At 25.9% G+C, this 12,817-nt stretch carries 13 protein-coding genes and 1 CRISPR repeat array (1 of these 14 cut by a window edge); of the genes, 10 read left to right on the top strand and 3 right to left on the bottom strand.

The window, feature by feature from the left end; translation table 11 throughout:
• Positions 1-943: a CRISPR direct-repeat array (repeat unit 30 nt; unit sequence ATTGAACCTTAACATGAGATGTATTTAAAT) (it extends 530 nt beyond the left edge of the window).
• 179 nt (positions 944-1,122) lie between these two features.
• The 5 genes from MTX53_RS04445 to MTX53_RS04465 all read left to right on the top strand — a co-directional run bounded on the left by MTX53_RS04445 (position 1,123) and on the right by MTX53_RS04465 (position 5,935).
• Positions 1,123-1,929, top strand: a complete 807-nt coding sequence (locus MTX53_RS04445) for a phospholipase D-like domain-containing protein (protein ID WP_244835007.1) — start codon at positions 1,123-1,125, stop codon at positions 1,927-1,929.
• Positions 1,930-1,951: 22 nt separating this feature from the next.
• Positions 1,952-2,557, top strand: a complete 606-nt coding sequence (locus tag MTX53_RS04450) for an HD domain-containing protein (protein ID WP_244835008.1) — start codon at positions 1,952-1,954, stop codon at positions 2,555-2,557.
• 134 nt (positions 2,558-2,691) lie between these two features.
• Positions 2,692-4,173: a hypothetical protein gene (locus MTX53_RS04455; RefSeq protein ID WP_244835009.1), complete on the top strand. Its 1,482-nt coding sequence runs from the start codon at positions 2,692-2,694 to the stop codon at positions 4,171-4,173.
• Positions 4,174-4,283: 110 nt separating this feature from the next.
• Complete coding sequence (locus MTX53_RS04460; protein ID WP_244835010.1) at positions 4,284-4,868, top strand: GGDEF domain-containing protein; 585 nt, start codon at positions 4,284-4,286, stop codon at positions 4,866-4,868.
• 53 nt (positions 4,869-4,921) lie between these two features.
• The gene (locus MTX53_RS04465) at positions 4,922-5,935 is read left to right on the top strand and encodes a WYL domain-containing protein (protein WP_244835011.1); all 1,014 of its coding nucleotides are present in this window, start codon (positions 4,922-4,924) and stop codon (positions 5,933-5,935) included.
• A 92-nt stretch (positions 5,936-6,027) separates the two neighbouring features.
• Here the strand turns inward: MTX53_RS04465 and MTX53_RS04470 are convergent, their stop codons facing one another.
• Positions 6,028-6,957, bottom strand: a complete 930-nt coding sequence (locus MTX53_RS04470; protein ID WP_244835012.1) for an aminoglycoside phosphotransferase family protein — start codon at positions 6,955-6,957, stop codon at positions 6,028-6,030.
• A 29-nt stretch (positions 6,958-6,986) separates the two neighbouring features.
• Entirely contained in the window at positions 6,987-8,234 is a 1,248-nt protein-coding gene (locus tag MTX53_RS04475) for a glycoside hydrolase family 13 protein (protein WP_244835013.1), read from the bottom strand.
• Positions 8,235-8,409: 175 nt separating this feature from the next.
• Between MTX53_RS04475 and MTX53_RS04480 the strand changes: the two genes are divergently transcribed.
• The 5 genes from MTX53_RS04480 to MTX53_RS04500 all read left to right on the top strand — a co-directional run bounded on the left by MTX53_RS04480 (position 8,410) and on the right by MTX53_RS04500 (position 12,577).
• Positions 8,410-9,414 (top strand): LacI family DNA-binding transcriptional regulator, encoded by a 1,005-nt coding sequence (locus tag MTX53_RS04480; protein ID WP_244835015.1) that lies wholly within the window; start codon positions 8,410-8,412, stop codon positions 9,412-9,414.
• A 38-nt stretch (positions 9,415-9,452) separates the two neighbouring features.
• Positions 9,453-10,337, top strand: coding sequence for an ABC transporter ATP-binding protein (locus MTX53_RS04485; protein ID WP_244835017.1), 885 nt, complete (start codon positions 9,453-9,455; stop codon positions 10,335-10,337).
• 33 nt (positions 10,338-10,370) lie between these two features.
• Positions 10,371-11,171: an ABC transporter permease subunit gene (locus MTX53_RS04490; protein ID WP_244835018.1), complete on the top strand. Its 801-nt coding sequence runs from the start codon at positions 10,371-10,373 to the stop codon at positions 11,169-11,171.
• Between the two features lie 97 nt (positions 11,172-11,268).
• Positions 11,269-11,895, top strand: a complete 627-nt coding sequence (gene catA / locus MTX53_RS04495; RefSeq protein ID WP_244835020.1) for a type A chloramphenicol O-acetyltransferase — start codon at positions 11,269-11,271, stop codon at positions 11,893-11,895.
• Complete coding sequence (locus MTX53_RS04500) at positions 11,885-12,577, top strand: GNAT family N-acetyltransferase (protein ID WP_244835022.1); 693 nt, start codon at positions 11,885-11,887, stop codon at positions 12,575-12,577. Before catA ends, MTX53_RS04500 begins: the two co-directional genes overlap by 11 nt.
• Before the next feature lie 47 nt (positions 12,578-12,624).
• Here MTX53_RS04500 and MTX53_RS04505 read toward each other — a convergent pair whose 3' ends face one another.
• On the bottom strand, positions 12,625-12,816 hold the full coding sequence (locus MTX53_RS04505; RefSeq protein ID WP_244835023.1) for a helix-turn-helix transcriptional regulator: 192 nt from the start codon (positions 12,814-12,816) through the stop codon (positions 12,625-12,627).
• Position 12,817 lies beyond the last annotated feature (1 nt).

Below are 12,817 nucleotides of genomic sequence, written 5' to 3' on the forward strand. Positions count from 1 at the left end.
GAACCTTAACATGAGATGTATTTAAATCATCATTAACTTTTGCTCTTTTTTCATACGTATTAATATTGAACCTTAACATGAGATGTATTTAAATTATCTGCTTCTCTATCTTCTGTTATACTTTCTATAGATTGAACCTTAACATGAGATGTATTTAAATATGGTTACAAGTGTTTTTTTACTGTCGCTTTTATAATTGAACCTTAACATGAGATGTATTTAAATCTACTACTATTGTTGTCCGAATTAGTATTCTTACTATTGAACCTTAACATGAGATGTATTTAAATGAAAATTGGATTCTAAAGGCACGAGAACTTAATTGAATTGAACCTTAACATGAGATGTATTTAAATTATCTGTAATGTACTCTTTTCTTATAAGTTCCTATATTGAACCTTAACATGAGATGTATTTAAATTTATCTACTTGGTAACCTCTATCTATAGAGGATTGATTGAACCTTAACATGAGATGTATTTAAATAATGATAGCAAATGAAAAAGTAAGTGATAAGGTTCAATTGAACCTTAACATGAGATGTATTTAAATCCTAAAAAATCCTGAACTGACTTTAATATATCTTTAATTGAACCTTAACATGAGATGTATTTAAATGTATATACAGTATTTGATGTAAAGTATGACAGTGGATTGAACCTTAACATGAGATGTATTTAAATGTATTTATTAGGGGGCGATTTCCCCAAATAGGTATTATTGAACCTTAACATGAGATGTATTTAAATCGCTTAAAAACAATTATGGATGGGCAGATAGACAGATTGAACCTTAACATGAGATGTATTTAAATATCAGTAAGGGTGCATTATCCGTTATTCCTTGTGATTGAACCTTAACATGAGATGTATTTAAATACTCTTGATATGAGGACCTGTGAAAGATGCTCCAAATTGAACCTTAACATGAGATGTGTCAAAATGAAGATTATTAGGTGATATGAATATTTACAGAATGAAATTTTAATAAAGCCTTAAAAATAGTATATATATTTGTCATTTGTTATTTAACAATTTGTCATTTGATAATGCCTTAACATGAGATGTATTTAAATACTATTACAGAATAAATTTAAAGAAAAATATTTGGAGATATAGAGTTTTGATTGAGATAATAAATAAACCTATAAATGATTTGTTTTATAAATTGGTATCAGATAGTAAAAAAACGATAAGGATATGTGCACCTTATGTAAAACAAGATATAGTAAATAATATATATTTAAATAAAAGAAAAAGTGTAAAAATAGATTTTGTATCTAATTTTAGTATTCCTAATTTTTATAAAAGATCATCAGATATAGAGGCGTTTAAGAGTGCAATTAAATGGAAAGACAAAGTTTATAATTGTCAAAAACTGCATGCTAAGTTTTATATTTTTGATGATAAATATTCAATTATAACTTCATCGAATTTAACAACATCAGGATTTAAAAAGAATCTTGAATATGGAATTCTTATAAAGGATAATAACTTAGTTAACAAAAATATTATAGATTTTAAAGCAATTTGTGATGATAAAGATACAGGAGAAATAAATGCTAAAAAGGTCGTACATATTGAAAATATATTAAAAAACCTTCCTATATATAAAGATATAGAATTTGAAAACTATAATAAACATACTGAAATAGATGATGTTTTAGATGTTGATGTAGAATTAATAAAAGAGACTCTAAATAGCTGGGAAAAAACTACATTTGAAGTCATTGATGTTATGGGAAAAAATGAATTTTCATTAGATGATATTTATGGTTATAAAGATATTTTTTCAAAAAAATATCCTAATAACAATACAATAAACGCTAGTATAAGAAGAAATCTACAGGAGTTAAGAGATTTAGGATTAATTAAATTTTTAGGAAATGGAAAATATAAAAAACTGTGGGAAAGAAATTTTATATTATAATTAAATCATAAGAGGGGATATTATGTTAAGTAAAAAAGAAGCAGAAAGAGAGCTTTTAATAGCTGAAAAATTAAATCCAGGTCCATGGGTAAGCCATAGCAGATCTGTTGGTTTGAATGCTAAATTGATAGCAGACAAAATTGATAAATTAGATAGTAATTACGCTTATGCTATGGGATTATTGCATGATATAGGAAGAAGAAAAGGTGTAACGTCAATTTTACACACAATTGATGGATATGATTATATGATGAGTTTAAATCAAAAAGAGATTGCAAAAATATGTTTAACACATTCATATCCAATACAAGATGTAAATACTTTTTTTGGTAAATTTGATTGTACAGAAGAACAAAAAGATTTCTTAGAACTATTTATAAAGGACACCATATATGATGATTATGATAGATTAATACAATTGTGTGATGCAATATCATTGCCTAATGGAGCTTGTATAATGGAAAAGAGATTAATAGATGTATCATTAAGACATGGACTCCCGGATTTTACTATAAATAAATGGAAAGCATTTTTAGAACTTAAAAAGCATTTTGATAAATTATGCGGCTGCAATATATATACATTGCTTCCAAATGTAATGGAAAATTCTTATGAGAGTTTATTATGATTTTAAAATTAATCTAGTATAATATAAAAAATAAATGTAAGCTAAGGCAGTCATATTTTGGCTGCCTTAATTATTGACAAATATATATTAGCGCAATACTATTTAAATAGTTTAAAAAATAATTGGAGAATAGGATGTTTAATAAAGTTATAAAAAAATTACTTATATCACTAATTACAAATCCAATACTTATAGCAGTATATTTTATTTTTTGCTATGAGTTAGATTTACTATGTAAGTTTGGAAGAATGAAACATAATATAGCTATTATATTAGTATGCATGGCTATTTTTCTTGTATTTATTCTGTTTTCAGTAGTAAAAATTTTAAAGAATATAAAATATGAAGATATAAAAAATACAAAATCGCATTATAAAATTATATGGAAATATGCTGCGTGCATAATTATTGCGACAATAACTTGTTTTTATGGAGTAAGGATTTTTCAAAGCGGAAGAAATTATAATGGTAAACTTGCATGGGTTTTAGATGATCTTAAAAATAAAAGATCTGTTAAACTTGAGCATAATAATATATATAAAGATGGAGTTCAAGGTATATTTGATGATATAGATAAAAAATTTACTTTACCTGCTAAACTATATATGTCAAATGGTTTTAAGCTTGATTTTAATTCAGATGGAACAATAACATCATTTGAAACATTTGTTTATGGAAAAGATGATAAAGGCAAAGAGAAGACATATTTAATATATTATGATAGTCAAAAATCAAAGAATATAACAGTAGAGTTTAGAAATGTAAATGCTGATTATAATGATGACAAGCTTTTAGAACCTTTAATTACAACTGTTAATGCTATTTCTGTTGAAAATACAGTAGAGAGATGGAATGAAGATAAATATAGTTTAATCTATTATGGAAAAAGAAACTGGGGATTTAATACTGATGGAATTGTTAATATTGATGAAAACGGAAATGAAAAGCCATTAGTAAATTCCGATTCTCCGATAATTGGATATACTGTATCAATTTTTGTACCAGGAAAAGAAGAGGAGTATACAAAAGTTCGATATAATTTAAAATGTGATTTAGATTGGAGCAAATCAGAAACTCTTCCTAAAGATAGTAATGATGAAGAAAACACTAGCAGCTCAAGTAAAAGTAACGATGAGTTTTATATATCAAAAGAAGTTGGATATAAATTAGAAATTACTGGCGCAGCAGCAGGAAGAAGATCATATTCATTAAATGGTACTACCGATTCAGGAAAGACATGGGCAATAATAAATAAAGATCCATTTAAAGGTGATATGGGTGTAGCTTCAGGAATAACTTTTATAAATGATAAAATTGGTTTCTTAGGTTTATCTTTAAGCGGGGGAGCTTCTGGACAATTATATCGTACAGATGATGGAGGCATATCTTTTAAAAAGGTAAATATTGAAGAACATAAAGTTAAATTAGATAGTGGTGAATATGTGAACCCGTTTGATTTACCAAGTATGCCATATGAAAAAGGTGAAACATATAACATGCTAATAGGACAAGGATCAGATGGAGATTATAATGGTGGCTCAAACGCTTTATATGAATCAAAAGATAACGGGAAAACGTGGAAATTTATAAAAGAGGTAGAAAAATCGCTGACTTAGGTTGGTGATTTTTTTTATTTTCTATTTTATACTGACAGTCTGTGTCAGTTATAAAGAACATAATTAAGATAAAGTTTAACAAATATAGTTACTAAAGGTAGGGAGAGTACGTGAATTACGATAATATGAGTAAAAAGGATCTTATTTATAGTCTAACACAGAAGGATTGTATGCTTTTGAAATTATGTGAAGAAAATAAAAAATTAAATTACTTAGCTAGTACAGATGCAATGACAGGTGTTTTTAATAGAAAAGCAGGTTTAGAACTTTTAGAAACAAAATTTAAATTATCAAATATTAATAATGAAAATTTAGTTGTCTGTTTTCTTGATGTAGATAAATTAAAAACTGTAAATGATACTTTTGGACATCAAGAGGGTGATAAACTTTTAATAAACGCAGCCAAAATTCTAAAGAAAAGTATTAGGAAAACTGATTTTATAATTAGAATGGGTGGAGACGAATTTTTAGCAGTTTTTCCAGAAACAATAATGAAAGAGGTAGATAAAATCTGGATGAAAGTTTTGAGCTTATTAGAAAAAATTAATAAAAATAATCAAAAATATAAATTAAGCTTTAGTTATGGATTTTACGAGTATAACAAAGAAACAGAAGAAAATTTAACTGTTAAAGACTTAATAAAAAAAGCAGATAGAAAAATGTATAAAACAAAAAGAAAAAAAGGAATTATGTAATAAATGCAGAAAGATAAATTAGGTTATATTATCTAAAGGAGAAAAATTTTGTAATGGAAAAATTTAAAGCAGAAGCATTGTTATATATTTATAATAGACTATTTGAAGGAAAAATAGTTAAAAGGCAATATGTTTTAGACAATTTTGAGATTAAAGAAAGAACTTTTTACAGATACATAAAGGATATAAGAAAATTTATTGAAAATCCTAATGGTGAATTAATGGGCAAAGAAGTAGTATTAGACAGGTCAAAAGGAGGTTATATTCTTAGAGGTAAGATGGAAAAAGATCTTAGCGAAAAGGAAGTTTTAGCTATTTCTAAAGTCCTTTTAGAAAGCAGAGGATTTGTAAAGACAGAGCTAGAAGATATGCTCTATAAGCTTCTTGAAAATTGTATAAGCGAAGATAAAGACAATATTAAAAAAATTATAGGAAATGAGTTTGTTAACTATGTTTCACCACAACATGGCAAAAAAATTCTAGACAAGTTATGGCAAATAAGTAATGCTATAAAAGAACAGAAAATAGTAAGCATTGGTTATTACAAAGTTGGTATTGATGGCAAATTGCAAAAAGAAATTTCAAGAAGAAATGTATATCCACAAGGATTGTTATTTTCAGAATATTATTTTTATTTAATAGCATTTATTGAAGGTAGAAAATATGAATATCCTGCTATTTATAGAGTAGATAGAATTGAAGATTTAAGCATTAGCGATAAAAAATATAAAGTAGAGTATAGTAAAAGGTTTAAAGATGGAGAGTTTAGAAAATTAATTCAATTCATGCAGACAGGAGAACTTGAAAGAGTAAAATTCAAATTTACAGGTAAATCTATTGAAGCAGTTTTAGACAGGCTCCCTAATGCTAAAGTAGTAAAGGAAAAAGAAGGAGAATACATAGTAGAAGCAAAATTATTTGGTAAAGGTATAAAAATGTGGCTTTTAAGTCAAGGGGATTCTATAGAAGTTTTAGGTTCTGATAAATTAAGAGAAGAAATGATTCAAACTATTGAAAATATGAGAAAAAAATATACAAAAAAAGATAATAAATTAGAATTTATTTAATAAATACCCCTTGGCAAAAGCATATTATTATTTGCCAAGGGGTTATATTAATATATTAAAATGAGAGATTTAATATATATGAGAACTTTATATTATAAATTCAAAGTTACACTGCTGATCTTTTTAATTAAGATAACCCCTTTTTTTATTAAAGGTAAAATAAAATCTTCAAATTCTTTATTTCTTGTTTCGTTTAGATTATCTCCAGTTTTTAAGGATATAGTAACGTTAATTAACCATCTTAAAGTTGAGAGCACTTCAAAATATTCAAAATTATTTATGTTTTCATTTCTTATCTCTTTATATTTTTTTAATGCGGTTTTTGCAAAATCTTCAAAGCTTCCTCTTTGCATTAATGTATACATCCACGCTAAATCAAATCTATAATCTCCAATGCCCCACAATAAATCGATTATATGAACGTTTTTATTTTTATCAACGATTACATTCCATGGATGATAATCCCTATGGATTATAGATAATTTTTCATTTGTAACATTTAGCTTTTCTTTTTTTAGCCAATCTATTACTTCAATAAAAGAATTTAATTTATTTTCATTTACTAATATTTCAATATCACGTATCTCTTTTTCAATAAAAGTAATAGTAGAATTATTTAATAATTTCTTATTTAGTATTGAAAGGTCTAATTCATGGAGTTTTACAAAAGCTTTTACAAATTTTTTTAATAACAAATCTTTTTCATGTTCAGATGCAGATTCATAGCATGTCCACAAGTTTTCTCCTTCAATTTGTTCCATAACTATATATGGTTTTTCATCTGTATAATTGACCATTATAGGCTTTGGAACTGGATAATTTGCATTATAAAGTAAGTTTAATCCTGTCCATTCTTGTTTTATATTATATAGACAGTTTTTGCTGCTATTATAAGTCTTAATTACATATTTTTTATTAGTATATTTAAATTTTAAAGATATAATTTCTCCAGCCCACCCTGATTTTAAAACTTTGCTATTTTTTATATTAAAACCAAGCTTATCTTCAATATATTCATACATAGGTAAATACTCCTTTTAATGTTTAATTTCTATTGCACTTTAAAGCTTGTACTGTCTAATTCGACTCCATTTAAGGATTGTTTTTGAGGACCAAAATTAATAAAGACTGTAACTTTTTTATCTTTATATACTCTTTCAAATTCAAACATCATTTCTTTGCAGGCTATAAAATTAATACTTCCTTTTTGGAGAGCTTCGCTATTATTTCTAAGTTGTATTAAATCCTTTAAGAAATTATGGATATCATAGTCCCATTTTGTTTGATCCCACTCCATAGTACCTCTACAATAAGGATCATCTCCGCCTTTTAAACCTATTTCATCTCCATAGTATATAAGAGGCATTCCAGGGAATAAAAATAAAAATGCATAAAATAATTTTTCTTTTTTTATATCACAATTGCAGTAGTTAAAAATTCTCTCAGTATCATGGCTGCCAGACATATTAAAACAGCAATGAATATTTTCTTTATATGTGTTTTCTATGAATTTCCATTCATCTATGAAGATTGAAGCATCTATACTTTGTCTTTTGACAGCTTTATATATTAAATCTCTAAAAGAATAATTCATAACTCCATCAAAATATTTAGGAACAAATTTTTTGCCGCATCCCCATATTTCACCTACTATATAAAGTTTAGTACATTCTCTTATTTTTTCTAATAAAGAATCATCTATATAATAAGGCACGTCCAATCTTAGACCATCTATGCCCATACTTTCCCAATATTTAACTACATCTACTATATATTTTTGTACTTCTGGATTTTTTGTATTTAAACGAGGCATATTAGAGCAGCCGCCAAAAGTTCTATAATTAGGATTATTTGTTACTTTAACAGGATAACTAAAAATTTCATACCAATCTTTGTATTTTGATTTCTCTTGATTTTTTAAAATATCTTTAAATGCAAAAAAATCAGGATTTGTATGATTAAAAACACCATCAATAATTATTTTTATATTTTTTTCATGAGCTTTTTTTATTAGTTCTTTAAAATCATCTAAGTTTCCAAAAGATGCATCTATTTCATAGTAATCTACAGTATCGTATTTATGATTAGAATAAGATTTAAAAATTGGATTTAAATAGATTGCAGTAATTTCAAGGGTAGAGAGGTAATCTAATTTTTCTATAATACCTTTTAAATCTCCTCCCATAACACAATTTGAATCAACTTCGCTGCCCCATTTTTTTAAACCTTTTACGTTATCTTTTTCTTTAGATTTATTAAATCTATCGGGAAAAATTTGATATATTATTTCGCTATTCATTATTAATCCTCCTAATTATAAATTAACGAAACCGGTTTCGTTAATTTTAGTATAATACGAAGATATAATACTTTCAATAGATTTATAAAAAATAATTATAATATAAAACTTTTATATTATAATATTTAAGAAAGAGTATTTAGTTAAAACTATATAAAAGATAGAGGTAAAGACGATGAAAGTTACTATAAATGATATAGCAAAAAAGGCTAATGTATCTAAATCTACAGTGTCTAAAGTTATAAATGATGATAATTCAATATCAGAAAAAACTAAATTAAAGATAAGAAAAATAATAAAAGAATTTAATTATATTCCAAATAATTCTGCAAGGCAGCTTGCTTTAAAAAATACTTCTAATATAGGACTTTTAGTAGATACAAGAAGAAGAGAATACTTTTTAAATCCTTTTTTTTATAACATAATAGGTGGAGCTGAAAATGTAGTTGGAAATAACAACTATGAGCTTACCATAACAAATATAAATTTATTAGAGAATAATGAAGAATTTTTAAAAAGACTTGTATATAGCAAGAAAGTGGATGGAATAATAATACCAACGTCAATAGTTGATGAAAAAATTGTAGATAAATTAAATGAATTAAAATTCCCATATGTATTAATAGGTGAAGCAGAAAAATTTGAAAATTCAAGCTGGGTTGATGTAAACAATATTGAAGGTGGAGAAATAGGGACAAAATATTTACTAGAAAAAGGGGCAGAAAACATAGTTTTTATTGGAGGAAATTCAAAAAATGGTATCGCTAAAAGCAGAATATGCGGGTGCAAAAATATAATTTCTAAAAATAGTAAGACTAATTTTGATATAAGGGAGTGTCCTTCTTCAAAAGAAGGTGGATATACTTTAGCTAAAGATATTTTAAAAGAAGAGAAAAAAATAGATTCAATAATATGTGTAAACAATTATGTTGCATTTGGTGTAATGAAAGCAATAAAAGAAAAAAATATAAATATTCCAAATGATATTAGAGTTTTAACATTTGATAATGAACCAATTTCTGAATATACAACTCCTGCATTAACTTGTCTTAACGTTGATACTTTTAAATTAGGAGAAACTGCAGCTAAGATACTTATGAAAAAAATAAAAGATGATAAGTTTGAAAACGAAAGGGTACTCATATCGCCAGAGCTCATTATACGGCAATCTACACTTTAATATAAAAATTTGAACTAGAGAAATGAGAGGTTTAAATTATGGAAAACATAATAGAAACAAAAAATTTAACTAAGAGTTATGGAAAAGCAAGAGGAATTATAGATTTAAATTTAGAAGTACATAAGGGGGAAATATTTGGATTTATAGGCCCAAATGGAGCAGGAAAGTCAACAACTATAAGAACATTATTGTCCATAATATATCAAACTAGTGGAGAGGCAAAGATATTTGGAATGGATTCGATAAAAGATGCTGTTAATATAAAAAAAGAAATAGGATATCTGCCATCTGAGGTTAACTATTATGATGATATGAAAGTAAGGGATATACTTAAGTATTCAGCAAAATTTTATAATAAAGACTGCACAAAGAGAATAAAAGAATTAAGTGAATTTTTAGAATTAGATTTAAATAAAAAAATAGAAGATCTCTCTTTAGGAAATAAAAAGAAAACAGCAATAATTCAGGCTGTTTTACATGAGCCAAAGCTTTTGATTTTAGATGAACCAACAAGCGGATTAGATCCTTTAATGCAGTCTAGATTTTTTGAAATATTAAAAGAGGAAAATAGAAAAGGAACAACTATATTTTTCTCATCTCATATTTTAAGTGAAGTTCAAAAAATGTGCAGTAAAGTGGCAATAATAAAAGAGGGAAGAATACTTAGAGTTGAAGAGATAGAAAAGCTTAGAAAGAATAAATATAAGAAAATAAGAATTGAATTTGAAAGTGAAAAAGATGCTGAAGATTTTAGTTTTCAAGGTGTTTTAAATAAAAAAGTAGAAAATAGAACTGTAAGTTTTATATATAATGGGCAAATAATAAATATAGTAAATAATTTATATGAAAAGAAAATAGATAATTTATGGATAGAAGAACCATCACTAGAAGAGATATTCATGCACTACTATACAGAAAAATAGCAAATTTACTTTATAAATTAAAAGGAGGAGCAAATGAATATTTTTAAAAGAGAAATTTATAAAAATAGAAAATCTTTTATAGTATGGACAATAATCTTGCTAGTTTTAAGTTTATATGTAGTAGCGTTATTTCCTACTATGGCAGATCAAGCTGATAGAATGAAAGATGTGTTTAAGTCAATGCCAAAAGCATTTTTAGATGCATTTAATGTTAATAAATTGGATATGGGAACTATCTTAGGATTTTTTGGAATGGAAGGATATTTATTTATAACACTTTTAGGAAGTATGTATTCTATTTTATTGGGTGCAGGTATAATTTCAAAAGAAGAGGATGAAAAAACAATAGAATTTTTACTATCAAAACCTATAAGCAGAAATAATATCCTTGTAAGTAAAATGGCAGCGACATTTATATATATAATTCTGTTTAATTTAATTATAGTAATATTTAATTACTTTGAATTTGAAGCGGTTAAAAGAGGGAACTTTGATAAAGAAACATTTTTATTACTGTCAGTAGCACCGCTATTAATTCATATAACATTTGCATCAATAGGATTTTTAATGTCGATGTTTATTGTAAGAGCTAAAAGTGTACTTCCAACTTCTATAGGAATTGTTTTAGGTACTTACTTTTTAGGAATTATATCTGCAATGACAGATAAAACAGAAAATTTGAAATATATATCACCTTTTAAGTATGTCGATGCAGCTGATATTATTTTAAATAAGAAAATTGATTCTATATATTTACTTATAATGGCTATTATAGTATTTTCATGTATTGGAGCAACATATGTTATATATAATAAAAAAGATATTAGAATATAATTAAAATTTTAGTATATATTATGATAATTGTTATACTTAAAGCATTTGTGGTATTATTTTGTTGAAATTATCTGTAAGTTAAAAAGGAGATACACAAATGAATTTTAAAATTATTGATAAACAAGATTGGAATAGAAAAGAACATTTTGAACATTATTTTTCTGAAATTCCTTGTACATATAGTATAACTGCTAAATTGGACATCACTAAAATAAAAAATTCAAATAAAAAGTTATATCAAACAATGCTATATTTTATTACAAAAATAGTTAATAAACATAGCGAATTTAAAACATCTTTTGATGATAATGGGAATCTTGGAGTTTTTGATGGGATGATTCCATCTTATACAATATTTCATAAAGATACAGAAACTTTTTCTATTATTTGGACAAAGTATTCTGATAATTATGATGTTTTTTGCAAATCATATCAAAAAGATATGGATATGTATGGCTCAGTAAAAAGCTTTATAGCAAAGAAGGATATGCCTTCTAATAGTTTTTCAGTATCAATGGTGCCATGGACATCATTTGATGGATTTAATTTAAATCTGCAGAAAGGATACAAATATTTGCTGCCGATTTTTACAATTGGAAAGTATTATGAAGAAAATGGAAAATATATTATACCTTTAGCAATACAAGCTCATCATGCAGTATGCGATGGATTTCATGTCTGCCGTTTTATAAATGAATTGCAGGAGGTTATAGATGAAAGATAGAGCACTTAAATATTTAGAAAAGAACCATTTATTGCATATGGGAATGATAGATTCAATACATAAAAGTGCAGCAGAAATATTATATGCCAAGACAGATGGAGTACTTATAAAAGAGAAAAAAAGCAATGCTTATATGGTATCTGTCAACAATTTTGAAAAAGGGCGAGAATTAATAAATAGTATATCTGAATGTAATCTTATAGTTTCACATCAAAAATATATGGTGGATTACATATTAAATAGATTTGGATTAAGTGAGAAACTTGAATGCGTTCAAGTAGTATATATGGATAAAACTAAAATAAATATAAAAAAAGAACTTAAAATAAAGAAGTTAGAACCATTTCAAATAAAAGTTGTATTAGAACATTATGATAAATTATCTAGTAGTGAAATTGAAATTCTTTTGAAAAATGGAAAGTTATTTGGAGGATATAAGAATGGAACACTTATAGGTTTTGTTGGAAATCATTTGGAAGGAAGCATAGGACTATTAGAAGTATTTCCTAAATATAGACGTTTAGGATATGGAGAAGCACTTGAAGGTTATATAGTAAATCAAATGCTTGAAAAAGGTCTAGTACCCTTTGCACAGGTTGAAACAAAAAATCAAAAATCAATAGCTCTTCAGAATAAACTGGAATTTAGCATATCAAGTGAAAAATTATATTGGATATTTTAGTGAATTTTTAATCAGCCAAAATATCCAATATAAACATTCTGCTATTATTAATTTAAGAAAAAAATATCTTCAACTTTTAAATTTAATAGTATAGCAATTTTCATTGCAAGTTCCAATGAAGGATTGTATTTATCATTTTCTATGGCAATTATTGTTTGGCGGCTTACACCTAATTGTTTTGCCATATCTTCTTGGCGTAAGTTAGCTTTTTTTCTAAGCTTTTTTATATTATTTTTCATA

Source organism: Clostridium sp. BJN0001 (assembly GCF_022869825.1).
In the GTDB taxonomy this organism is placed as follows: Bacteria; Bacillota; Clostridia; order Clostridiales; family Clostridiaceae; genus Clostridium.